Here is a 21,725-nt window from a genome sequence, read left to right on the forward strand (position 1 = left end):
ATCCTGGGACAATGGTGCCGTCATCACAGCCTCGATGCTCAATCAGCATCCTCGAATCAGAACTCGTGAATCCGTGCAACCTCAAACTGCTCTAGGTGCGTCGAGCGAGGTCGCACGAGGACGCGAGTCCCCACCACCACTCGCTATGCGAGCGGTCCCCCTCCCCGTGCCGGGGAGGACAGCTGCAACCTCAATCCCGTGCCAGCAGCAGCGCCGCCGCGAGCGGTCCACCGCCCGAGCTCGCCACCGCCACCTTCGGATCGCCGGGAATCTGCCGCTCGCCGCCTTGGCCACGCAGCTGCGTGACGGCCTCGTGCGCGAAGCCGAAGCCGTGGAGGCGGCCGGCGCCAAGCTGCCCACCCGCGGTATTCATCGGCAACTCGCCGTCGCGCGCGATCCGGTGACCGCCTTCGATGAACTTGTGCCCTTCGCCCTTGCCGACGAAACCCAGACCTTCCAGCCAGGTGATCGGCAGGAAGGCGAAACCATCGTAGAATTGCACCGTGTCGACATCCTCCACGGTGTAGTCGGTACGCTTCCACAAGTCGGGTCCGGCGTCGTACGCGGCCGGCCACTCGGCCTGGTCCCACGAATAGCGGTCCACCGAGCCGGAACTCGCGGCGATGCGGATCGGGGTCGCCTTGATCTCGTCCAGCGCGTCGCCGGCCGAGACGATGATCACTGTCGACGCATCGGAGAACCGGTCGCAGTCGTAGAGGCACAGCGGCGTCGAGATCAGCCGCGCGCTCATGTACTTGTCGAGAGTCAGCTCCTCCTTGGTGATCGCCCGGGCGCGCGGATTGAGCATCGCGTTCTTCGAGCCGTTGATCGCGATCTGCCCCAGCTGCTCGCGGGTCATGCCGTAGCGGTGGACATGGCGGTTCGCGTATTGCGCCGTCCAGCATGCCGCGGAGGTCGCCCAGAACGGCGAGGTCCACTGCGAAGCGCCCGAAACCGTGTCCTGCTTCATGCCGGCCATGTAGGTTGCCGGATCGGCCATGCCGCCTGCCTCGTAGACCGTGCGGAAGCACAGCACGTGGCGGCAGATGCCTTCCTTCACGGCCCATGCGGCCATGGCGATCGCGGCGAGCTGCGCGGGTTGCTCCATCGCGCCCATCTGCCACTTGGACTTGATGCCCAGCGCCTCGATCACGTCGTCGGTCCCGACCGGCGAGAAGGCGAGGTAGCCCGCCGCCTTGCCGGGGAAGGAGAACACGCCGTCGATCTGGTCGAACGTCAGGCCCGCGTCGGTCACGGCTTCGCGTGCGGCGTCGAGCGTCAGCAGCAGCGGATGGCGCGGCAGGCGCACGCCGACTTCGGATTGGCCGATGCCGGTGATGTAAGCTTCGCGTGCCATCGTCAGGCTACTCCCTCGGCGGTGCTGGGAACGTGCTTTTCGAACAGCGGATAGAACACGCCGTCCTGCTCCTCGAAGACCACGCGGACCGGATCGTCGAAGTGCACCTCGTCCACGGGTGAGCCGACGATGTTGGTGGTCAGATAGACGCCGGGCACGCCATCGAGGCTGACGCGGGCGATCACGTAGGGCACCTCCAGGTCCTTGGCCCAGGGCTGGTGGTTGACCGTCATCGTATCGATGCGACCGGTGCCGGCGACTGGTTCAGGGGCGATGTTCTCGGACTGGCAATGGCGGCACAGCACGCGGGGCGGATGCGTCCATTGCCCGCAATCATGGCAATGCACGATCAGCAGCTTGCCTTCGGCGCCACCGGTCCAGAACGCACGGTTCTCCTGGTCGAGCTTGGGCCGGGGCCGGGGTGGGTTCATGGCGATCGTCTCTCCCTTGTATGCGCGCGACACTCGCGGCAGGGCAGGGCGCGCGTCAAGATCACGCTGCCGACGGGCGGAAATGATCGTCCCTGCGGAACATGGTGGATCCTGCGCGGGCGTTGTGACGACCGCTGCGCCTGGAATGATCACACCGGACGCGCTTAGCGAATGATCTTGCCAGGGCGATTGCCCATAAGTGCAAGCACGCCTAACGATGTCGTGAGCACAAGGCACACAGCGGGGTAGCGTGACGGACGGAATTGCGAAGGCGCGGACGGGGATCGAAGGTTTCGACGATCTTACCCTCGGCGGCTTGCCGCGTGGGCGTCCGACGCTCGTGTGCGGCTCGGCCGGCTGCGGCAAGACGCTGTTCGCATCCACCTTCCTCGTCAACGGCGCACGCGACGAGGGTGAGCCGGGCGTCTTCGTCACCTTCGAGGAACGCCCGGTCGACATTGTCGACAACGTCGCTTCGCTCGGGTTCGGCCTCGATGACCTGATCGCCCGCAAGCTGCTCCACATCGAGCACATTGCGATCGATCCTTCCGAACTGGCGGAAGTCGGCGACTACGACCTGGAGGGCCTGTTCCTGCGGCTCGAACTGGCGGTGGCGGAAGTCGGTGCCAAGCGCATCGTGCTCGATACCATCGAAAGCCTGTTCTCCGCGTTCCAGAACCCCGCGATCCTGCGCGCCGAGATCCGCCGCCTGTTCGACTGGCTCAAGGAAAAGGGCCTCACCGCCGTGATCACCGGCGAGCGCGGCGACGGCACGCTGACGCGCCAGGGCCTGGAGGAATACGTCTCCGACTGCGTGATCCTGCTCGACCACCGTGTTCACCGTCAGGTGTCTACGCGCCGTCTGCGGATCGTGAAGTATCGCGGCACCGCGCACGGTACGAACGAGTACCCGTTCCTGATCGGCGAGGACGGCTTCAGCGTGCTCCCGGTCAGCTCGCTGGGCCTCGGGCATCAGGTGCACGAGGATCGGGTGAGCACCGGGATCGCCGACCTCGACGCGATGCTGAGCGGCGATGGTTTCCACCGCGGCAGTTCGATTTTGCTCAGCGGCGTCGCCGGCTCGGGCAAGAGTTCGATCGCAGCCGCCTTCGTCGCGGCGACATGCGCGCGGGGCGAGCGGGCGCTCTACTTCTCCTTTGAGGAGTCCGAGGCGCAGACCGTACGCAACATGCGCTCGATCGGCATCGACCTGCAGTCCTGTATCGACGCCGGCCTGCTGCGCACCGTGGCTACGCGGCCTACGTTCTACAGCCTGGAAATGCACCTGGCGATCATGCTGCGCGAAGTGCAGAAGTACAAACCCGCGCTGGTCGTGCTCGATCCGATCTCGGCCTTCCTCGACAGCGGCGAGCAGCTCGAAGTGCAGGCCATGCTGCTGCGCATGATCGACTACCTCAAGGCGCACGGCATCACCGGCGTGTTTACGCACCTAGCCCATGACCAGCGCGTTACCGAAACCGATGCGGGCCTGTCGTCGCTCATGGACGCCTGGATCCTGCTGCTCAATCGCGAGGTCAATGGCGAGTTCAACCGCGAGCTGTACCTGCTCAAGGCGCGCGGCATCGCCCACTCCAACCAGGTGCGCGAGTTCGTGATGAGCGATAACGGCATCTCGCTGGTCGAGCCATATCTGGGTGAGGACGGTGCCCTGACCGGCTCGGCGCGCCGCGCGGCGGAAGCCCGGATGCGGCGCGACGAGGCGGCGCGACGGGGCGAGTTCTCTCGGCTGCAGGACAAGATCGACCAGCGCCGGCGCCGCACGCAGGCGCAGATCGAAGCTCTGCGCGCAGAGCTGGAGGCCGACGAGATCGAACTGCGCAGCCTTGGCGAGCACGAGGCCGACTTCGCCGCACAAGTCTTGAGCGACCGTGAAGCGATGGCGGCGCACCGCGGGGGCAGCAGCTCGTGAACGAGGACCAGGGCACAGCCGGGGTGGGCAAGACGATGAAGCTGACGCTGTACGTTGCCGGCCAGACACCCAAATCCGTCGCGGCGATCCGTAACCTCGAGCGTATCGTGGCAGAGCATCTGGAGGGGCTATACGAGGTCGAGGTCATCGACTTGCGTGAGCATCCCCAGCTTGCCCGTGAGCACAACATCGTCGCGATTCCGACCCTGGTGCGCTCGCTTCCTGTCCCCGTGCAGAAGATCATCGGCGACTTGTCGGACGAGGAGAAGGTCCTCGTTCACCTCCAGGTCGACAACTGAGGTGGCCGGAGCCGAGGACGTGCCCGAGAGCGAAGCCGAGCTGCGTCGGCGCCTTGAGGAGGCCGAAAGCACCTTGCGCGCCATCCGCGAAGGCGAAGTCGATGCGCTGGTGGTACGCGGCGCGGAGCAGGACGAAGTCTTCGCACTCGGCGGCCAGGACAGCTATCGCGCCTTCATGGAAGCCATGGAGATCGGCGCCGCCGCGCTAGATGGCCAAGGCAAGCTGATCTACGCCAATGCCGCACTCTGCATGCTCTTCGGGCGCAGCGCGAAGGATCTGCAGAAAGACGGCTTCTTCGGCGCTCTGGGTGAGAGTGCAGGCTTCACCGTGCGCCAGCTGCTGCAAGACGCCGCGCAGTCCCGCAGCAGCACCCAGATCGCGCTTCCGTGCGTCGGCGGCTATCGGCACGTCGAGGTCGGCGTCGCTCCCCTGGCGCTCGGGTTCGGGCAGGGCCACGCCCTGACTTTCACCGACGTGACCGAACGGATCGAAGCGGCCGCCGCGCATGAAAGCGATCGCATCGGACGCGCGATCATGGCCTCGTCGAATGAAGCGGTGCTGGTGTGCAACCAGGAAGGCCGGATCACCCATGCCAACACCGGCGTGCGAAATTTTTTCAATGGCAGTGCGGTCGGCCGCCTGTTCGATGAGGCGTTCACCCTCGGCTTTGCGCTGAGCTCGGGGTTGATGGCGGGCGGCGACCTGATCGGCGTGGCGCTGGCCGGCTCCGCCGTGCGCGGTGTGGAGGCAACGCTCACCACGGTCGGGCGCACCCGCGACGTGCTGTTGAGCGCGGCACCGCTGCGCCAGTCGGGCGATACGATCTTCGGCTGCATCGTCACTATTGCGGATGTGACCGAGCGTCGCGCCACCGAGAAGCGCCAGGCGCTGCTGATGGACGAGCTGACGCATCGCGTGAAGAACACGCTTACGTTGGTCATGGCGATCGCGCACCGCACGATTGCCGCTTCCAAGGACATGGGCGAGTTCCGGACCGCCTTCGGCCGTCGCCTCGAAGCGCTCGCCGCCACGCACTCGCTGCTGGCAAGCGACGTGTGGAACGGCCTGACCCTCGAGGAGCTGATTGCCGTCGAGCTGGCGCCGTTCGTCACGGTGGGCAGTGAGCGGGTGAAGCTGACGGGCGTCGACGTACGGGTGGTGCCGGATGCCGCCGTGGCGCTCGGCTTGATCTTCCACGAACTGGTCACCAACGCGGTCAAGTATGGCGCGCTCTCGGGGGAGAACGGCCGCATCGCGATCAGCGCCGCGCAGCAGGACGACCGCATCGAGATCGTATGGAGGGAGCACGGTGGTCCGCCGGTGATGCAACCCGAGAAGATGGGCTTCGGCCAGACCCTGATCTCACGTGGCCTCGGCCAGCATGGCGAACAGGCGACCAAGGTCGAATTCCATCCCGAAGGGCTCGTCTGCCGCATGTACATCGCCGCCACTCAGACGGCTGCGGCGTAGAATTTCAGTGCGGTCGCCTCATCGGACGGCGGGCATGATCTCTTCCGCGATCCACTGCGTGTAATCGTAGTAGCCCTCGACACTGGACAGTGGAGGGATGGGCACCGAACTCCACGTCACGCCCTGCGCTGCAAGCCAGCCCAGCCGGTCCACGATCTCCTGCTTCGTCTGTCCTGCTCGGGCCGTCGGATCGTCGATCACGACATGCCCTTCGCCAACCCGCGACGTTGCCAGACCGTAGTACACGTCTGACAGCTGGCCGTTGTAATCTGCCTGCGAGCGGATGAAGTCGATGCGCTGGGCGATCAGTTCGGGCTTGGTGAGGAACGGCCACCAGCCTTGCGCATAGCGCGCGACGCGGCGCAGCACCGGATCGGCGTCGCCGCCGAACCAGATCGGCAGGTGCGGCTTTTGCACCGGCTTTGGCTCGAATGCGACATCGCGGAACGAGACGTACTTGCCTTCGTACTCGGGATTGTCCTGCGTCCAGAGTGCGATGATGGCCTGGATGTACTCCTCTGCCATCGCACCGCGCTTTTGGAACGGAATGCCGAGCAGCGTGAACTCCTCCTCCAGCCAACCGACCGCGAAGGTGATCGTCACGCGTCCGCTCGACAGCCAGTCCATCGTCGAGAGCGCCTTGGCGGTGACGATCGGGTGCTGCGCGGGCAGGATCGCGATGCACGAATTGACGCGGATCTTCTCGGTGGCGCCGGCGAAGTGCGCCATCGCGGTATAGGCATTGAAGTAGAACGGCCCTGACAGCTCGATGTGCTTACGGGGAATGACATGGTGCTCGGGCACCGCGATCATCTCGTAGCCCAGCGATTCCGCCCATTTGGCGAGGCGGGTCTGGTCGGCTCCCGTGACCTTCGCCTCCCATGGCTGCATCGTCGCCTTGAGCTTCAGCATGTGTGGCATGGCAAAACCAAGCTTCATCGATCTCTCCCGCGCGTTCTCTTGGTGGGCCGAGGGTTCGACGGGGCGCGGCTCGGGTCAAGCTCCAGCTGCATCTGCCGCTTTGCAAATCGCCCCGGCGTGCGTCATTGGAGAACAGCAGTTCGCTTGAGCGAACGACGAGGGGAGGAAGCAGGTGGGCAAGCTGAAGGTCACGATGACCGGCGTCGATGGCATCGTGCACACGTTCGAGGATGTCGAGGAAGGAACCAGCCTCATGGAGCTGGGCCGGCAGAACGGCGTAGCGGGAATTCTGGGCGATTGCGGGGGTGGCTGCGCTTGTGCCACCTGCCACGTCTACGTCGCGCAGGAGTGGTACGCGCGGGCAGGCCAGCCCGATGAGATCGAACACGCCATGCTCGACATCGTAGCCGACGTGATGGAGCCCACCAGTCGTCTCGGATGCCAGGTGAGGATGCGCCCCGAACTGGACGGGCTGGAGGTCACGGTCGCGCCGGCTAGCGCGTACTAGCCCCGCAGGAATGATGCGATTGCCTCGGCGATCGCGTCCGGTGCCTCGAGTGTAAGCAGGTGCCCGCACCGGGGATCGTCGATGCGGGTGACGTTCGGCACGGCGGCTTCGATCAGGTCGGCCATGAGGCGGAAGTCCGGCAGGTCCCGGGCACCGGTCAGCAGCAGCGTTGCGGCATCCACGACGTGGAGACGCTCGACCATCGGCACTTCGGCGCGCTGATCGTCTCGGATCCACTGCCGTCCCGCGAATGCTTCGATGCTCGTGCGCAGCGCGTCGCCGTGCCCGAGCGCACGCGTGGTTCCAAACAGCGGATGTTCGAACCATAGCGTGCGCGCTCGCGCCATGTTGCCGCCACGCGCTGCCTGGCCGATCGCCTTCCACTGCTCGACCCAGTCGTCGCTCCACGACCAGGCGGCAAGCATGGGGCTGACGAGCGCCAGGCGATGAACGCGCGCTGGGTTCAGGATCGCAGCCCCCAGGACAGTCGCCCCGCCAAGCGACAGGCCGCACAGGTTGGCGAGGGGCAGGTCGAGTGCATCCAGCAGTGCCAGGAGATCCTCGGCGTGCGAAAAGGCCACCCCCGGCTCGGAGGTGGACGACCCGAAGCCGCGCTGATCGTAGACGACCACCGGCATATCGGGCGGCAGCGCGGCGAGCACGGGCTCCCAGTCGTGCCGAGCTCCGCCGAAACCATGTGCCAGGACGAGCGGCGGACCTTCGCCGTCCCTCCGCTCCCCGGCAAGCTGCGCGCCTTCTACGTCGACTGAAAAGGCGCGCATGGTCGGCCGATCAAAGCACTTCGGCGAAGCCGCCGTACTTGCCGCGGTGGAACAGCATGGGATCCTCGTCCCGCGTCGATTCCATGCGCAGCACCTCTCCCATCACGAACCAGTGATCGCCGGCCTCGGTGACCGAGTAGAGCCGGCATTCGATGCAGGCGAGGGAGTTCGCGATGATCGGCAGGTTGTGCTCGGACAGGGTATATTCCACGCCGACGAACTTCTGGTCGCCCTTGGCGCCGATGGCCCGACACACGTCCTGCTGGTCGCTGCCCATGACGTTCACGCAGAAATGGCCTGCGTTTTCGATCAGCGGCCAGGACGTCGATTTCTTGTCCGGGAAGAAACCGACGAGCGGCGGATCGAGCGACACCGAGGTGAAGCTGCCGACGACCATGCCCGCAGGCTTGTTGTCGCCATCCAGCGCGGTGACGACACAAACGCCGGTCGGATAGCTGCCGAGAACCTTGCGAAAGTCCGCTGCATCGATCGTAGTCTGCGTCACGTCCGTGTCTCCACCCGCGTAGTCGGCTCGTCCATGAGGCAAGGCGTTCGCCATGTCGACCCCTGGTAGCTGCCATCAGGAGGGTGCGGGTTGAACGGCGACGACGTGTGTACCAGATGAAACCGGCACGGCGTTTTTTGCAAATGCAGCAGTTTAAGCGCGCGGTTAAGAAGACGGTTGCGACCGGCTGCCGAAAGGTGCAGTGCAAGGCGTGAAGGTACATTTTGGGAGCGGGAACCGCACAGTGGCGTATCGCTCTGCGGCCCCCAAGCCTCGAAGGGATGACGAACATGGCAACCGTTGAAAAGATCGCCGAGAGCACCGGACCGTCCGTCGCCGACGAAGTCGCCGTGCTGATCGCCCGCTCGCGCGCCGCGCAGCAGCAGATCGAGAATGCCACCCAGGAGCAGGTCGACACCTGGATCCGCGGCATGGTCTACGCCGTCGCCAAGCCCGGCATGGACGAGGAGATCGCGCGCGAGACGGTCGAGGAAACGCAGCTCGGCAACTACGAGGGCAAGTTCAAGAAGATTTCGGGCAAGACCCGCGCCGCGCTGATGGACATCATCGACGACAAGTCGGTCGGCGTGATCGAGGAAATCCCTGAGCGTAACATCGTCAAGATCGCCAAGCCGGTCGGCGTGATCGGCGCGCTCTCGCCCTCGACCAACCCAGAGGCGACGCCGGTGATCAAGGCGATCAACGCGGTCAAGGGACGCAACTCGATCATCATCTGCCCGCACCCGCGCGCCAAGTTCGTCAACGCCAAGATCTGCAACCTGATGCGCGATGCGCTGGTGAAGCTGGGTGCGCCCGCCGATCTGGTGATCCCGATCGAGCAGCCTTCGGTCGAGCGCACCAACGAAGTGATGAAGCAGTGCGACCGTATCCTCGCCACCGGCGGCACGCCGATGGTCAAGGCGGCCTACTCGTCCGGCACTCCGGCGCTCGGCGTTGGCGTCGGCAACGCGGTGATCACCGTCGACGATACCGCCGATCTGGACGATGCGGCCGAGAAGATCCTGATTTCCAAGACCCTCGACTACGCGGCCTCGTGCTCTTCGGACAACTCGGTGATCCTGCTCGACGCGATCTACGACACCATGCTCGAGAAGCTGAAGGCAAAGGGCGGCTTCATCATCGAGGGTGAGAACAAGACCAAGCTGCAGAACGCGATCTGGGAAGACGGCGAGCACATCAATGCCAAGGTCGTCGCGCAGAGCCCCAAGTTCATCGCCGATTACGCCGGCTTCGAGATCCCGGAGAACACCGCGTTCTTCATCGTGCCCGAGACCGGCTATGGCCCGGACTACAAGTTCTCTGGCGAGAAGATGACGGTGACCATGGCGCTCTATCGCGCCAAGGACATCGACGCGGCGATCGCGTTGACCAACAATATCCAGTCCTATCAGGGGCAGGGCCATTCCTGCGGCATCTACTCGACCTCGGACGAGAACATCCGCAAGCTGGCCGAGGGCACCAAGACTAGCCGCGTGATGGTCAACCAGCCGCAGTCGGCTTCCAACTCGGGCAACCTGTGGAACGGCATGCGCCAGACCTTCTCGCTGGGCTGTGGCTCGTGGGGCGGCAACGCGACGAACAACAACGTCTCGTGGCGCGACCTGATCAACGAGACCTGGGTCTCCAAGCCGCTCGCCACGCCCAAGACGCTGCCGAGCGACGAGGCGCTGTTCGGCAAGGATATCATCGCAGCGGTGGGGTGAGGCGAACGCCTTCAACCGAACCTTCGTCATTCCCGCGAAGGCGGGAATCCAACTCCAGGTGGTTCCATTTACGCAAGGTCAGGAGATGGACCCCCGCCTTCGCGGGGGTGACGAGAGAGGGAGGTAAGGTGATGAAAGAAACACTGCCGCTGATTGCCTTGGTAGGTGCCCTCGCGCTGTCCGCCTGCTCTAAGAGCCCGGAGCAGCCCGCCGCGCAACCGAGCAGCAGCGAGGAAACGCAGCCGGTCCGGCCATCGCCCACGCCTCCGTCCGAGGCTGCCGAAGCGCTGCCCACCTCCCTTGGTGCCACCGAGGCATCGGCGGAGCCGAGCCCAACGCCTTCAGCCTCCGCGACCACTGCCGTCAACGAAATCCCGCGAGCCATCCGCGGTCGCTGGGGGCTCGTACCCAAGGACTGCACCAGCAAGCTCGGCGACGCCAAGGGCCTGCTGACCGTATCGGCCAACCAGCTGAAATTCTACGAAGCCGTGGCCAAGCTCGGCAAGGTGAAGGATGCGCAGGCGGACAGCCTGCGCGCCACGTACGCCTTCTCGGGCGAAGGGCAGGCCTGGACGCTCGACGTCGCGCTCGACGTCCAGAACGGCGGCAAGACGCTGATCCGCCGCGATACCGGCAAGGACGCCTTGCCCGGGCCACTCAAGTACACCCGCTGCACCTGACGGCAGCCCGAGGGGGATAAGATGACTGACCAGTTCGCACTCACCGAGGACCAGCTCGCGATCCAAGAGACCGCGCGCAAGTTCACCGAAGACAGGATCACGCCGTTCGCGGCCGAGTGGGACGAGAAGAACCACTATCCGGTCGACGTGTGGAAGGCCGCCGGCGAGCTCGGCTTCGGCGCGATCTACGTCTCGGAGGAGAGCGGCGGCATCGGCCTTGGCCGTTTGGAAGCGGCGCTGATCATGGAGGCGATGAGCTATGGCTGTCCCGCCACCAGCGCCTATATCTCGATCCACAACATGGCCGCGTGGATGATCGACACATATGGCAGCCAGGACCTCAAGGACCGCTACCTGCCCGAGCTGGTCACGATGGAGAAGATCGCCAGCTACTGCCTGACCGAGCCCGGCTCCGGCTCCGACGCGGCGGCGCTCAAGACGACCGCTCGCCTGGACGGCGATCACTACGTGTTGAACGGCACCAAGCAGTTCATCTCGGGCGGCGGGTACAATGACGTCTATGTCGTCATGGTGCGCACCGGCGATCACAAGTCCAAGGGCATCACCTGCCTGGTGGTCGACAAGGACACCCCCGGCGTCAGCTTCGGCGCGCCGGAGAAGAAGCTGGGCTGGAATGCTTCGCCGACCGCGCAGGTGATCTTCGAGGACGCGCGGGTGCCAGTCGCCAACCTGGTCGGCAAGGAGGGCGAGGGCTTCCGCTTCGCCATGGCCGGGCTCGACGGTGGCCGCATCAACATCGGCGCGTGCTCGCTGGGCGGGGCGCAGCGCTGCCTCGACGAGGCGATCCAGTACGTGAAGGATCGCAAGCAGTTCGACCAGTCGATCGGTGACTTCCAGAACACTCAGTTCATGCTCGCCGACATGGCGACCGACCTGGAAGCAGCGCGCGCGCTGCTCTACATGGCGGCGGCCAAGATCACCGCGAACGCGCCCGACAAGTCGCGCTTTTCGGCGATGGCCAAGCGCCTGGCGACCGACAGCGGCTCGGCCATTGTTAACGATGCGCTGCAGCTGTTCGGCGGCTATGGCTACTTGCGCGATTACCCGATCGAGCGCTTCTGGCGCGACCTTCGCGTGCACTCGATCCTGGAGGGTACCAACCAGGTCATGCGCATGATCGTCGGCCGCGATCTGCTGCGCCAGTAAGCAAAAGGTGAGCTAGAAAATCGATGGCAAATCCGCTTCTGGTGAGCGCGGCCCGTTCCGCACCCGTGGTTCTGGCGGGGGTGGCGGCGGTGCCGGCAGTGGCAAGCCTCGCGGCCGTCGCGACGATCTGTTTGTGCAGCATCATGGTGGTGCGCCACCGCACGCAGTCTCACGTCAGCTTGCGATACAGGAAGGGGCAGGGCTTGATGTTCGATCTGATGAAGGAAGCCGACGACGCATCGTCGCTGGTGACTATCCACGATGCAGGCGGCCCGCGCGATGTCTGACGAACTTCTGACCCGCCGCGAAGGCGTGGCCGGATACCTCTCGCTCAACCGGCCCAAGGCGATCCACGCTCTGACGCAGGGCATGTGCCTGGCCATGATCGAGGCGCTGCTCATGTGGCGCGACGCGCCCGAGGTGAAGGCCGTGATCCTGGAGCACAGCGAGGGCCGCGGCTTTTGCTCTGGCGGCGACATCAACCTGCTGCGCCAGTCGGCGCTGACCGACGAAGGCGCGGCGGGCCGGGCGTTCTTCTTCGACGAATACCGCCTCAACCACTTGCTGTTCACGTACGAGAAGCCGGTGGTCGCTTTCATGGACGGCATCACCATGGGTGGCGGGGTCGGCATTTCGCAACCGGCCAAGTACCGCGTCGCGACCGAGAACACCCGCTTCGCCATGCCCGAGACCGGGATCGGCCTGTTTCCCGATGTCGGTGGTGGTTGGTATCTTTCGCGCCTGGATGGTCGCCTGGGTCAGTTCCTCGCGCTAACGGGCGCGCGCCTCGATGGCGCCGAGTGCCTGTGGGTCGGGCTTGCGACCCACTATCTGCCATCCAGTGCGATCTCCGAGGCCAAGCAACGGATCGCTGCGGGTCACGAGATCGGTGGCGTGCTCTCCGCTCTTGCGATCACCCCTCCCGAGCCGAAGATCGAGAGCCAGGCGGCGCTCGTTCGCAAGCACTTCGCATCGGACACGCTGGAGGACATCCTCGCCAGCCTGGAAGCCGATGACGGCGAATGGGCTGCAAAGGAACTCGCGACCTTGCGCGCCAAGAGCCCGCAGGCCTGCAAGGTCTCGCTGCGCCAGTTGGCCGAGTCCGCGAAGATGACCGACTTCGCCGAAAACATGGCGATGGAATACCGCATCGGCGCCCGCGTGCTGGTGCTGCCCGACTTCGCCGAGGGCGTGCGCGCGGTGATCGTCGACAAGGATCACGCGCCCAGATGGAACCCACCGACGCCCGAAGGCGTCACCCCCGGCCAGCTGGACGCGATCTTCGCTCCGCTGCCTGCATCCGAGGAATGGAAACCGCTATGAGCACCTATGAGACGATCCTGGTCGAGCAGAAGGGTGCGGTCACCCTGATCACGCTCAACCGTCCCAAGGCGCTCAATGCGCTGAACTCGACCGTGCTGGCCGAACTGATCGACGCCTTCGCCAAGTTCGAGGCCGACAAGTCGCAGGGCTGCGCGGTGATCACCGGCTCGGGCGACAAGGCCTTCGCCGCCGGCGCCGACATCAAGGAGATGGTCGACAAGCCCGGAGCGGAATTCTTCTCGGAAGATTTCTTTGCCGGCTGGTCCTCCCAGCTGGTCAAGGCGGTGCGCAAGCCTTGGATCGCGGCGGTCAACGGCTTCGCGCTCGGTGGCGGGTGCGAGCTGGCGATGATGGCGGATTTCATCATCGCGTCCGATACCGCCAAGTTCGGCCAGCCTGAGATCAAGCTGGCAGTCGCGCCGGGCATGGGCGGCTCGCAGCGCCTGGCGCGCGCCGTGGGCAAGGCCAAGGCGATGGACATGTGCCTCACCGGCCGCAACATGAACGCCGAGGAAGCCGAGCGCTCCGGCCTCGTCAGCCGCGTGGTCCCGCTCGACCAGCTACTCGATGTGGCGCTCAAGGCGGCCGCGGACATCGCGGCGATGCCGCCGCTCGCCGCGCTGATCAACAAGGAGATGGTCAACATCGCCTTCGAGACGACGCTCGACACCGGCCTGCTGATGGAACGCCGCATGTTCCAGATCCTCACCGCGACCGAGGACAAGAAGGAAGGCATGACCGCGTTCGTCGAGAAGCGGGCCGGCGTCTGGCAGGGCCGCTGATTCTTCCTCGCCTCTTCCAAGTGGGAGGTAGCGTAACTTACCGCGCGGCGGCTAGCGTAGCTGGGATAAGGGGTTCGACGCCCGGGAGCGCACCAACCCCTTTCCAACCTTGGCTGGCGAGCAAGCTCGCAAGCCTTCGTATCCTCTTACCGTTCGGGGAGAGGACAGGAGACATCGCATGAAGATCGCGTTCATCGGCCTGGGCAACATGGGCGGCGGCATGGCCGCCAACCTGGTCAAGGCGGGCCACGAGGTTTCCGCCTTCGACTTGTCGCAAGATGCGCTCGCCCGCGCCAAAGAGAACGGCTGCGCGACGTTCACCGCGGTGCCCGATGCCGTCGCGCAGGCCGAGGCTGTCGTCACCATGCTGCCCAACGGTGGGATCGTGAAGGCGGTCTATACCAGCGACGTGATCGGCAAGGCCCCGGCAGGCGCGTTGTTCCTCGATTGCTCGACGATCGACCTTGCCACCGCGCGCGAAGTCGCCGGGCTCGCGGAAGCGGCGGGCTACGAAATGGTCGATGCGCCGGTCTCGGGCGGCATCGCGGCGGCGAACGGCGGCACGCTGACGTTCATGGTGGGCGGAACGGACGCCGCGTTCGCCAAGGCAAGCCAGGTGCTCGAGCCGATGGCGAAGGCGGTGATCCACGCCGGCGCGATCGGCAGCGGTCAGGTTGCCAAGATGTGCAACAACATGCTGCTGGCGATCCACATGATCGGCACGTGCGAGGCCCTCGCCCTGGCCGAGAAGGCGGGCCTCGATCCGCAGAAGTTCTATGAGATCAGCTCGAAGTCGACCGGCTACAACTGGTCGTTGAACGACTACACGCCGGCTCCGGGCATCGGCGCCAAGAGCCCGGCGGACAACGACTACCAGGGCGGTTTCGCCTCGGCGCTGATGCTGAAGGACTTGCGCCTGGCGATGGCCGGGGCGGATACCGCCGGCGCGACCGTGCCGCTGGGCGAACATGCGACCAGGATCTACGAAGCGTTCGTGGATGCCGGCAACGGCGGCAAGGATTTCGGCGCGATCTTCACCACCTTGTAAGGCTTCGCAGGACGGCGCGATCCCGAGCTTGATCCCGGGAGCCGTTTCGGCATTCCCCGAGATCTCCGATCGGCTCCTTGAAAACTGGGACTTGGCGGAACCGGCCCCGGGTCAAGCCCGGGACGACGCTATCGTGCTCGCGCGAATGCGGGCACACGCATGCCCTTGGTGCGGCTGGTCAGGTGATACCGGCGGCACAATTCGCACCGATAGGGCCGCAAGGTGACGTCCGCCGCCTCCGCCACATCCAGTGCTTCCGCCTCGGTGGCGAACCGCCGCTTGCGGGCGCAAATTGCCGGCTCGGTCCTCAGCCCAGGATACCCGGCCCAAGCAGGGTGAGGATCTTGACGTCGATGGCGAACCCCTCAACCCGCCAGCGTTCGACCGCGTTGCCGATTTGCGCCAGTGGCACGCGATGCACGGTGATGTCCTCGCTCTCCACGCCGCCGCCTTCGCCGACCTTCACCAGGTCATGCGCCCGTAACAGGGTGAAGCTTTCGCTAACCATGCCGGGCGAGGAGAAGAACTCTCCGATCACTTCCATGCGGCCGGGGCGATAGCCCGTCTCCTCCTCCAGTTCGCGAGCCCCGGCGACAGCGACATCTTCGCCTCGATTGTCGTCGTGGTCGCCGACCAGACCGGCCGGCAGTTCCACGCAGCGACGCCCTAGCGGCACACGATACTGGTCGACGAGGATCACCTGGCCCTCGTCATCGATCGCCAGGATGACGGCGGCGCGGATGCCACGTGCCCGCCCGACGTATTCCCAACGGCCACGCCGACGCGTGGTGATGAACTTGCCCTGCCAGACGATCTCCTCGGGCGCGTCGGCGTCGTCGATGCTCATACTTCGATCAACCTGTCCGGCAATTCATTTACGTCATCAGGCAGCCGAGGCAGATGGCTGGCAAGCACCGCTCCGACTCTGTCGACCGCAGCGCAGATGCCACCTGCGACGTCGCCGCGACGCACTTCGCTCAGCAGCGCTTCCAAGGCATCGGCCCAGACCTCTGCTTCGACCTTGGAGGCGATCGCGGCGTCGGCCAGGATCTCGGCGCGATGCTCTCGCATGGACAGGTAGATCAGGATGCCCGTGCGTCCGGAGGTGCGCTGTTCCGCGCCGACGCGAAAGGCCCGCAAGGCCCGATCGTGCACGCGCTTGGCCTTGATCGGCCCGGGGATCAGGAAGAAGCGCAAGGCCGGGATCAGCTGAAGCAGGACCATCGCGGCAAATTTCAGCGTCGCCACGATTGCGGCGAGGGTGAAGAGCTCGCGCGGTGTCCAGTCGTGTACCCAGCCGCCGGAAAACCACTCCGCCATGCCGATGTAGAAACCAGGCGCGATGGCCAGCGCCACGAGCGAGACGAGCGCGACCAGCGCTGCCCAGGCGAGGGCGACATCGGAATAGCCATCTGAACGGTCGGCCAGCACGGTGACGACTTCGCCAGCCGTGCTGCCTTCCGCATGGGCCACGGCCTCGCTGATGCGCCGGTGATCGGCCTCGGAAAGATACGATGCCTGCTTCATCTCACCAGCTCCCGCTCGCGCCGCCGCCGCCGAAGCTGCCGCCGCCGCCCGAGAAACCACCGCCGCCGCCCAAGCCACCGCCGCCTCCGCCTCCGCCGAAGCCGCCGGGGATCCACACGATCGGTGCGCCCCATCCGCCGCGCCGCCGGCCGCCGTGGCCGAACATGGCGCGCAGGATGGGCAGCACGAAGAAGAACAGGATGAACAGCAGGAAGAAGATGGTGCCGATCGGAATGCCTTGGTCACGCTGGCGGCTCTGCTGCACGGCCTGCGAGGCGATCTTCTGCGCCTGATCGGCAGGCAGGGTGAGCTGCTTGATGATCGCGTCGGCGCCGGCTTCAATTCCGCCGGGCATGTCGCCGGCCTTGAACTTGGGCAGGATATCGTTGTTGATGATCAGGAAGCCCATACCGTCGGGCAGGACACCTTCGAGGCCATAGCCCGTCTCGATGCGCAGCTTGCGTTCGTTCGGTGCCACGATCAGCAGCACGCCGTCGTTGTTCGCCTTCGTGCCGATGCCCCAGGCCCGGCCAAGCTGGTAGCCGTAGTCGGAGATCTCGTAGCCCTGGAGGCTCGGCAGGGTAGCGATGACGAACTGACGCCGCGACTGCTGCTCCAGCCCCTCCAGCTTCTGCGTCAGCCGCTGCTCGACATCGGGCGGCAGGATGTTCGCATCATCGACGACGCGGCCGGTCAGCTTGGGGAACTGAGGCTCGGCCCAAGCCGATGGCGCAAGCAGCGCGCCGATGCACAGCAGCAACGCGCCGAGAAGTGCTCTCATGTCAGGCGACCTATGCCGGCCGCCTTACAGCTTGCCTTCGAGGCTTGGCGCGACTTCGGCGCCCGGGGTCACGGCCTGGTAAGGAACCATCGGAGTAGCGCCACGCAGCTTCGCCCCGATCATCGACGGGAACGTGCGCACCTCTGTGTTATAGTCCTGCACCGCGGCGTTGTAGTCGCGAAGCGCCACGCGGACGCGGTTCTCCTGTCCTTCGACCTGGGTCTGCAGCATCTGGTAGTTCAGGATCGACTTCAAGTCGGGGTACTGTTCGACGCTCACCAGGAGGCGGCCGAGGCTCTGCCCGAATTGCTCCTGCGCCTGCTGGAACTGCTGCATCTTGGCGGGATTGCTGAGGTCGCCGGCTTCGGGATTGATCTGTACGCTGGTCGCCTTGGCCCGCGCCTCGACCACGCCGGTCAAAATCGCCTTCTCCTGCTCGGCCGCGCCCTTGGCTACGGCGGCGAGATTGGGAACCAGGTTAGCGCGCTCCTGGAACACGGTCTGCACGTCGGCCCACTTGGCCTTGGCGGCCTCCTGCTTGGTCGGCACCGAGTTGAAGCCGCAAGCGGCCAGGCTCAGGGCAGCGACGGCCACCACGACCGCACGGATCGAACGCGTCATCGAGGTACGAGCAACGGACTGCGACATCGAACAGGCATCCCTTGGTTGAAGGCCCGCGCGATGCGTGCCCCTCCTGGTGGAGTTAGATAGCGTGCGCCAGCCCGCACGCAAGCGCCGCTGCTCAAACCGTTGCGCTTGTCTTGCGCGCAAGAGTGCGGCACCGTGCGATGGTCGAACAGCCGAAGGGATGGCCCATGACCCTCATGAACGAATTCAAGAAGTTCATTGCGCGCGGGAATGTCCTCGACCTGGCGGTCGGCGTGATCATCGGTGCGGCGTTCGGCAAGATTGTGACATCGCTGACCGAGAACGTGATCATGCCGGTGATTGGGTGGCTGTTCGGAGACATCGACTTTTCCAATTACTTCATTCGCTTGGGCGCGGTTCCTGCCACGTACAAGGGCAACCTCAGCGACTATGTCGCGCTCAAGGCGGCTGGCGTGCCGATGATCGGCTATGGCACCTTCATCACCCAGATCATCAACTTCCTGATCGTTGCCGCAGTGCTGTTCATGCTCCTGCGCTCGGTGAACCGGGTGATCGACAAGCTGGAGCGCGAGAAGAAGCTAGCGGCCGACACGGCGAGCGAAAACGCAGTGGCGACGGACCCGCAACTCGATATCCTCAAGGAAATCCTGGTCGAATTGAAGCGTCGCGACCTGCCGCAAGTCTGATCGCGCCATGAAGGCTTCACAATCCGCTGAGGCCGCCCTATATCGCTCTTTGCCGGTTTCGACCGGCTATGGTGATAAATTGCGGCGTGCAATAGGCACAGCGGACCCGGGGGCGGTACCCGGCGGCTCCACCACTCCTCTCGTTTCGGCTTCGGTCGAGCGGGAGAAATGACGGGGCCGAACTAGGATCGACGTGTGTTCAAAAGCGCTGTTTTTGCCCGGGCTGAGTAACCCGTTCAAGGCTCAAAACCCAATAAGTGCCAACGATAACGAAGCACTTGCTCTCGCGGCGTAATTCTAGGGGCTAACGCCCTGAAGTTACAAAGTTAGAACACGGTCGGGCCCACCGGGTAACAGAAGGGATTCCAGCGGTACGGAGCGCACCGGGCAACAGAAGCGCTCCACCTTTCTGCATCGAACCTGCCTATATCATGGGCATTGGCCGAGCTGGTGCGACCTCGCCGTTCAGGCCTGCTTGCGGTCGTCCAAGTCGATCGCAACGGTGGCCGAATTGTCGTTGACGGCCGGCCCTACCGCGGCGGCGAGCGTCTGTTCGTGGCGCAGGCAATCGAGGATCTTCGCACCGGCCATGAACACCGCTCCGGTGCATGCCAAGAACAGCAGCTTGCCACCGATCCCGGGAAAGCGCGTGAGGTACACGCTGCCTCGCTCCACCGCGCCGAGCGCGAGACCGTAGATGATCAGGAACGCCTCCCACCGGGTCTTGATGACGAAAAGGCGTCCGATCTTGTTGAGCATCGCGGTCCTCATATTCGGCAGCAACTTAGCAACGAGTGTGCCAAGCGACCGTTCCCGCCGCTCGCGTCGGTTAAGGCCGACTTACCTGTAACGGTTTCCGACAAGTTACGAACCCATCCTGTGCGGCGAAGCTCCGGCAAGTCGCTGCGCAGTTGCCAAGCCCTGGACCATGCGTCATAGCCCGCTGGTTCCTTCCCCAGGATAGCATCGGTGTTCCACAAGGCTGCCGCCTCTTGGCGCGCGGCGAGTATGGTTGCGAGGACGAATGACGGACAGGATTGAGCGTAGCGGACTGCAGGTCGATGCCAAGCTGGCGCAGTTCATCGACATCGAGGTTCTGGGGCCGATCGGCAAGGATCCGCAGGCGTTCTGGTCCGGCTTTGCGGCTCTGGTGGCCGAGTTCGCCCCGCGCAATCGCGCGCTGCTCGCCAAACGCGACGAGCTGCAGGCGCAGATCGATGCCTGGCATGGCGAGCGTGCCGGCAAGCCGCTGGATCAGCGCGAATACCAGGCCTTCCTCAAGGGAATCGGCTACCTCGTTCCCGAGCCTGGCGACTTCCTCGTCACGACCGAGAAAGTCGATCCCGAAATCGCCGAGATGGCAGGCCCGCAGCTGGTGGTGCCGGTTCTCAATGCCCGTTTCCTCCTCAATGCCGCCAACGCGCGCTGGGGCAGCCTCTACGACGCTTACTACGGCACCGATGCACTCGATGCCGAACCGGCGCGGGGCAAAGGCTATGATGCGGTGCGCGGCGCGGCCGTGATCGCAGCCGGGCGCGCGTTTCTCGACGAGGCCTTGCCGCTGGCGAGCGGATCGTGGGCCGATATCGAGGACGTGGCGACCGTCGAACTCGCCACGCCGGCGCAGTACCGCGGAACGACGGAGAAGGGCCGGCTCTATCGCAGCAACGGCCTCGCCATCGAGATCGTGATCGATCGGGAGCACGCGGTCGGCAGCACGGACAAGGCAGGCATCGCCGACATCGTCCTCGAAGCCGCGCTCACCACCATCGTGGACCTGGAAGATTCGATCGCCGCCGTCGACGCCGAGGACAAGTTGCTTGCCTATGCCAACTGGCTGGGCGTGATCCGTGGCGACCTGACCGACACGTTCGAGAAGGGCGGGCAGACGATGACCCGCGCGCTTGCCGCCGACAAGACGCTCACCACGCTCGAAGGCGAGACGCTGTCGCTGCCTGGGCGCAGCCTCCTGTTCGTGCGCAACGTGGGTCACCTGATGACCAATCCGGCGATCCTGCTGCCCGACGGCTCGGAGATCCCCGAGGGCGTCATGGATGCGGTTATCACCAGTGCCATCTCGACGCAGGATGTGAGGGGGCTCGCCCGCTCCACCAACAGCCGGCAGGGCAGCATCTACGTCGTCAAGCCGAAGATGCACGGGCCTGAGGAATGCGCCTTTACCAACGACTTGTTCGATGCGGTGGAGGATCTGCTCGAACTTCCGCGCCACACCGTCAAGGTCGGCGTCATGGACGAGGAGCGCCGCACTTCGGCAAACCTCGCCGCCTGCATCCATGCGGTGAAGGATCGTATCGTCTTCATCAACACCGGCTTCCTGGATCGGACCGGCGACGAGATCCACACCTCGATGCGGGCCGGGCCGATGATCCGCAAGGGCGCGATCAAGGCCAGCGGCTGGATCCAGGCGTACGAGAAGCGCAACGTGGCGATCGGCCTCAAGCACGGGCTCTCGGGCAAGGCGCAGATCGGCAAGGGCATGTGGGCCGCACCCGATCGCATGGCGGCGATGATGGTGGAGAAGATCGGACATCCCAGGACCGGTGCCAACACCGCCTGGGTGCCGTCGCCGACCGCCGCGACGCTGCATGCCATGCACTACCACGAGGTCGACGTGTTCGGCGTCCAGGGCGAGAAGGCCGCCGAGACCATCCCAGGGCTCGACGAACTGCTGGCGATCCCGCTTGCCGATGGCACCAACTGGTCGGAAGACGAAGTGCGCGAGGAACTCGACAACAATGCGCAGGGCCTGCTGGGCTACGTGGTGCGCTGGATCGATCAGGGCGTCGGCTGTTCCAAGGTGCCCGACATCAACGACATCGGCCTGATGGAAGATCGTGCCACGCTGCGCATTTCCAGCCAGCACATGGCGAATTGGCTGCTGCATGGCGTCTGCAGCGAGGAGCAAGTCATGGACTCGCTCAAGCGCATGGCTGCCAAGGTGGACGCGCAGAACGCGGGCGATCCGCTCTACGAGCCTATGGCCGGCAACTGGGACCACTCGCTGGCCTTCAAGGCCGCGTGCGATCTCGTATTCAAGGGCGTCGAGCAGCCCAACGGCTATACGGAGCCGCTGCTGCATGCCTGGCGGCTCAAGAAGAAGGCGGCGCTGGTCGGCGCGTGAGTCGTTAACCCGGCTCTAACCTTTGTCACCCCATGCTGCGCCAAAGCCGCAG

Annotated in this window: 23 protein-coding genes and 1 other RNA gene; 14 read left to right on the plus strand and 10 right to left on the minus strand. The window is 65.1% G+C overall.

The genetic code is table 11. The features are described from left to right. Window positions 1-190: 190 nt before the first annotated feature. Window positions 191-1,357 carry a thiolase family protein gene (locus HNO88_RS18480; RefSeq protein WP_184249188.1) on the minus strand — a complete coding sequence of 389 codons (1,167 nt, stop codon included), beginning with the start codon at window positions 1,355-1,357 and terminating at the stop codon, window positions 191-193. 2 nt (window positions 1,358-1,359) lie between these two features. Then, on the minus strand, window positions 1,360-1,788 hold the full coding sequence (locus HNO88_RS18485) for a Zn-ribbon domain-containing OB-fold protein (RefSeq protein ID WP_184249191.1): 429 nt from the start codon (window positions 1,786-1,788) through the stop codon (window positions 1,360-1,362). Between the two features lie 250 nt (window positions 1,789-2,038). Here HNO88_RS18485 and kaiC point away from each other — a divergent pair, with 250 nt between their 5' ends. The 3 genes from kaiC to HNO88_RS18500 are packed head-to-tail and all read left to right on the plus strand — an operon-like array spanning window position 2,039 to window position 5,488. Next, on the plus strand, window positions 2,039-3,718 hold the full coding sequence (gene kaiC / locus HNO88_RS18490) for a circadian clock protein KaiC (RefSeq protein WP_184249194.1): 1,680 nt from the start codon (window positions 2,039-2,041) through the stop codon (window positions 3,716-3,718). Then, on the plus strand, window positions 3,715-4,017 hold the full coding sequence (locus HNO88_RS18495) for a circadian clock KaiB family protein (protein ID WP_221420100.1): 303 nt from the start codon (window positions 3,715-3,717) through the stop codon (window positions 4,015-4,017). Before kaiC ends, HNO88_RS18495 begins: the two co-directional genes overlap by 4 nt. Window position 4,018: 1 nt before the next feature. Next, window positions 4,019-5,488, plus strand: coding sequence for a sensor histidine kinase (locus tag HNO88_RS18500; protein ID WP_184249197.1), 1,470 nt, complete (start codon window positions 4,019-4,021; stop codon window positions 5,486-5,488). Between the two features lie 18 nt (window positions 5,489-5,506). Here HNO88_RS18500 and HNO88_RS18505 read toward each other — a convergent pair whose 3' ends face one another. Continuing rightward, the gene (locus HNO88_RS18505; RefSeq protein ID WP_184249200.1) at window positions 5,507-6,427 is read right to left on the minus strand and encodes a TIGR03619 family F420-dependent LLM class oxidoreductase; all 921 of its coding nucleotides are present in this window, start codon (window positions 6,425-6,427) and stop codon (window positions 5,507-5,509) included. 154 nt (window positions 6,428-6,581) lie between these two features. Here HNO88_RS18505 and HNO88_RS18510 point away from each other — a divergent pair, with 154 nt between their 5' ends. Continuing rightward, window positions 6,582-6,917 (plus strand): 2Fe-2S iron-sulfur cluster-binding protein, encoded by a 336-nt coding sequence (locus tag HNO88_RS18510; RefSeq protein WP_312857120.1) that lies wholly within the window; start codon window positions 6,582-6,584, stop codon window positions 6,915-6,917. Here the strand turns inward: HNO88_RS18510 and HNO88_RS18515 are convergent. Further along, entirely contained in the window at window positions 6,914-7,699 is a 786-nt protein-coding gene (locus HNO88_RS18515; protein ID WP_184249203.1) for an alpha/beta fold hydrolase, read from the minus strand. The two genes, HNO88_RS18510 and HNO88_RS18515, sit on opposite strands and share 4 nt — an antisense overlap. Before the next feature lie 10 nt (window positions 7,700-7,709). Continuing rightward, complete coding sequence (locus HNO88_RS18520; protein WP_184249206.1) at window positions 7,710-8,204, minus strand: flavin reductase family protein; 495 nt, start codon at window positions 8,202-8,204, stop codon at window positions 7,710-7,712. A 290-nt stretch (window positions 8,205-8,494) separates the two neighbouring features. On the opposite strand from HNO88_RS18520, the gene HNO88_RS18525 reads away from it, so the two are divergent. The 7 genes from HNO88_RS18525 (at window position 8,495) to mmsB (ending at window position 14,928) form a co-directional block, all read left to right on the plus strand. Continuing rightward, the gene (locus HNO88_RS18525; RefSeq protein ID WP_184249209.1) at window positions 8,495-9,928 is read left to right on the plus strand and encodes an aldehyde dehydrogenase family protein; all 1,434 of its coding nucleotides are present in this window, start codon (window positions 8,495-8,497) and stop codon (window positions 9,926-9,928) included. 131 nt (window positions 9,929-10,059) lie between these two features. Beyond that, the gene (locus tag HNO88_RS18530) at window positions 10,060-10,608 is read left to right on the plus strand and encodes a hypothetical protein (RefSeq protein ID WP_184249212.1); all 549 of its coding nucleotides are present in this window, start codon (window positions 10,060-10,062) and stop codon (window positions 10,606-10,608) included. A gap of 21 nt (window positions 10,609-10,629) precedes the next feature. Beyond that, complete coding sequence (locus HNO88_RS18535) at window positions 10,630-11,775, plus strand: acyl-CoA dehydrogenase family protein (protein ID WP_184249215.1); 1,146 nt, start codon at window positions 10,630-10,632, stop codon at window positions 11,773-11,775. Window positions 11,776-11,816: 41 nt separating this feature from the next. Further along, on the plus strand, window positions 11,817-12,062 hold the full coding sequence (locus tag HNO88_RS18540) for a hypothetical protein (RefSeq protein ID WP_221420102.1): 246 nt from the start codon (window positions 11,817-11,819) through the stop codon (window positions 12,060-12,062). After that, window positions 12,055-13,098: an enoyl-CoA hydratase/isomerase family protein gene (locus HNO88_RS18545; RefSeq protein ID WP_184249221.1), complete on the plus strand. Its 1,044-nt coding sequence runs from the start codon at window positions 12,055-12,057 to the stop codon at window positions 13,096-13,098. The genes HNO88_RS18540 and HNO88_RS18545 overlap by 8 nt, the downstream gene beginning before the upstream one ends. Next, window positions 13,095-13,880: an enoyl-CoA hydratase-related protein gene (locus HNO88_RS18550; protein WP_184249223.1), complete on the plus strand. Its 786-nt coding sequence runs from the start codon at window positions 13,095-13,097 to the stop codon at window positions 13,878-13,880. Before HNO88_RS18545 ends, HNO88_RS18550 begins: the two co-directional genes overlap by 4 nt. 178 nt (window positions 13,881-14,058) lie before the next feature. Then, window positions 14,059-14,928, plus strand: coding sequence for a 3-hydroxyisobutyrate dehydrogenase (mmsB, locus tag HNO88_RS18555; protein ID WP_184249225.1), 870 nt, complete (start codon window positions 14,059-14,061; stop codon window positions 14,926-14,928). 307 nt (window positions 14,929-15,235) lie between these two features. Here the strand turns inward: mmsB and HNO88_RS18560 are convergent, their stop codons facing one another. The 4 genes from HNO88_RS18560 to HNO88_RS18575 are packed head-to-tail and all read right to left on the minus strand — an operon-like array spanning window position 15,236 to window position 17,857. After that, a complete protein-coding gene (locus HNO88_RS18560; RefSeq protein WP_184249229.1) occupies window positions 15,236-15,775 on the minus strand; it encodes an NUDIX hydrolase in 540 nt (179 codons plus the stop codon). Then, a complete protein-coding gene (locus tag HNO88_RS18565) occupies window positions 15,772-16,455 on the minus strand; it encodes a TPM domain-containing protein (RefSeq protein ID WP_184249232.1) in 684 nt (227 codons plus the stop codon). Before HNO88_RS18565 ends, HNO88_RS18560 begins: the two co-directional genes overlap by 4 nt. 1 nt (window position 16,456) lies before the next feature. Further along, window positions 16,457-17,236, minus strand: a complete 780-nt coding sequence (locus HNO88_RS18570; RefSeq protein WP_184249234.1) for a TPM domain-containing protein — start codon at window positions 17,234-17,236, stop codon at window positions 16,457-16,459. 24 nt (window positions 17,237-17,260) lie between these two features. Further along, window positions 17,261-17,857, minus strand: a complete 597-nt coding sequence (locus HNO88_RS18575) for a LemA family protein (RefSeq protein ID WP_184249324.1) — start codon at window positions 17,855-17,857, stop codon at window positions 17,261-17,263. A gap of 194 nt (window positions 17,858-18,051) precedes the next feature. Here HNO88_RS18575 and mscL point away from each other — a divergent pair, with 194 nt between their 5' ends. Beyond that, window positions 18,052-18,531: a large conductance mechanosensitive channel protein MscL gene (mscL, locus tag HNO88_RS18580; protein ID WP_184249238.1), complete on the plus strand. Its 480-nt coding sequence runs from the start codon at window positions 18,052-18,054 to the stop codon at window positions 18,529-18,531. Between the two features lie 11 nt (window positions 18,532-18,542). After that, window positions 18,543-18,899, plus strand: a transfer-messenger RNA (tmRNA) gene (gene ssrA / locus HNO88_RS18585). 97 nt (window positions 18,900-18,996) lie between these two features. On the opposite strand, the gene HNO88_RS18590 is transcribed toward ssrA, so the two are convergent. Further along, a complete protein-coding gene (locus tag HNO88_RS18590) occupies window positions 18,997-19,290 on the minus strand; it encodes a hypothetical protein (RefSeq protein ID WP_246382020.1) in 294 nt (97 codons plus the stop codon). 265 nt (window positions 19,291-19,555) lie between these two features. Here HNO88_RS18590 and HNO88_RS18595 point away from each other — a divergent pair, with 265 nt between their 5' ends. Next, window positions 19,556-21,673, plus strand: a complete 2,118-nt coding sequence (locus HNO88_RS18595) for a malate synthase G (RefSeq protein WP_184249241.1) — start codon at window positions 19,556-19,558, stop codon at window positions 21,671-21,673. The last annotated feature ends 52 nt before the right edge of the window (window positions 21,674-21,725 follow it).

The sequence above is a fragment of the Novosphingobium chloroacetimidivorans genome (assembly GCF_014204535.1).
Taxonomy (GTDB): Bacteria; Pseudomonadota; Alphaproteobacteria; order Sphingomonadales; family Sphingomonadaceae; genus Novosphingobium; species Novosphingobium chloroacetimidivorans.

Excerpts from the sequence above, each read along its gene's own strand:
- HNO88_RS18480 (WP_184249188.1), bottom strand. The coding sequence starts at position 1,357 with ATGGCACGCGAAGCTTACATCACCGGCATCGGCCAATCCGAAGTCGGC.
- HNO88_RS18485 (WP_184249191.1), bottom strand. The coding sequence starts at position 1,788 with ATGAACCCACCCCGGCCCCGGCCCAAGCTCGACCAGGAGAACCGTGCG.
- HNO88_RS18505 (WP_184249200.1), bottom strand. The coding sequence starts at position 6,427 with ATGAAGCTTGGTTTTGCCATGCCACACATGCTGAAGCTCAAGGCGACG.
- HNO88_RS18515 (WP_184249203.1), bottom strand. The coding sequence starts at position 7,699 with ATGCGCGCCTTTTCAGTCGACGTAGAAGGCGCGCAGCTTGCCGGGGAG.
- HNO88_RS18525 (WP_184249209.1), top strand. The coding sequence starts at position 8,495 with ATGGCAACCGTTGAAAAGATCGCCGAGAGCACCGGACCGTCCGTCGCC.
- HNO88_RS18530 (WP_184249212.1), top strand. The coding sequence starts at position 10,060 with ATGAAAGAAACACTGCCGCTGATTGCCTTGGTAGGTGCCCTCGCGCTG.
- HNO88_RS18535 (WP_184249215.1), top strand. The coding sequence starts at position 10,630 with ATGACTGACCAGTTCGCACTCACCGAGGACCAGCTCGCGATCCAAGAG.
- HNO88_RS18545 (WP_184249221.1), top strand. The coding sequence starts at position 12,055 with ATGTCTGACGAACTTCTGACCCGCCGCGAAGGCGTGGCCGGATACCTC.
- HNO88_RS18550 (WP_184249223.1), top strand. The coding sequence starts at position 13,095 with ATGAGCACCTATGAGACGATCCTGGTCGAGCAGAAGGGTGCGGTCACC.
- mmsB (WP_184249225.1), top strand. The coding sequence starts at position 14,059 with ATGAAGATCGCGTTCATCGGCCTGGGCAACATGGGCGGCGGCATGGCC.
- HNO88_RS18560 (WP_184249229.1), bottom strand. The coding sequence starts at position 15,775 with ATGAGCATCGACGACGCCGACGCGCCCGAGGAGATCGTCTGGCAGGGC.
- HNO88_RS18565 (WP_184249232.1), bottom strand. The coding sequence starts at position 16,455 with ATGAAGCAGGCATCGTATCTTTCCGAGGCCGATCACCGGCGCATCAGC.
- HNO88_RS18570 (WP_184249234.1), bottom strand. The coding sequence starts at position 17,236 with ATGAGAGCACTTCTCGGCGCGTTGCTGCTGTGCATCGGCGCGCTGCTT.
- HNO88_RS18575 (WP_184249324.1), bottom strand. The coding sequence starts at position 17,857 with ATGACGCGTTCGATCCGTGCGGTCGTGGTGGCCGTCGCTGCCCTGAGC.
- mscL (WP_184249238.1), top strand. The coding sequence starts at position 18,052 with ATGACCCTCATGAACGAATTCAAGAAGTTCATTGCGCGCGGGAATGTC.
- HNO88_RS18590 (WP_246382020.1), bottom strand. The coding sequence starts at position 19,290 with ATGCTCAACAAGATCGGACGCCTTTTCGTCATCAAGACCCGGTGGGAG.
- HNO88_RS18595 (WP_184249241.1), top strand. The coding sequence starts at position 19,556 with ATGACGGACAGGATTGAGCGTAGCGGACTGCAGGTCGATGCCAAGCTG.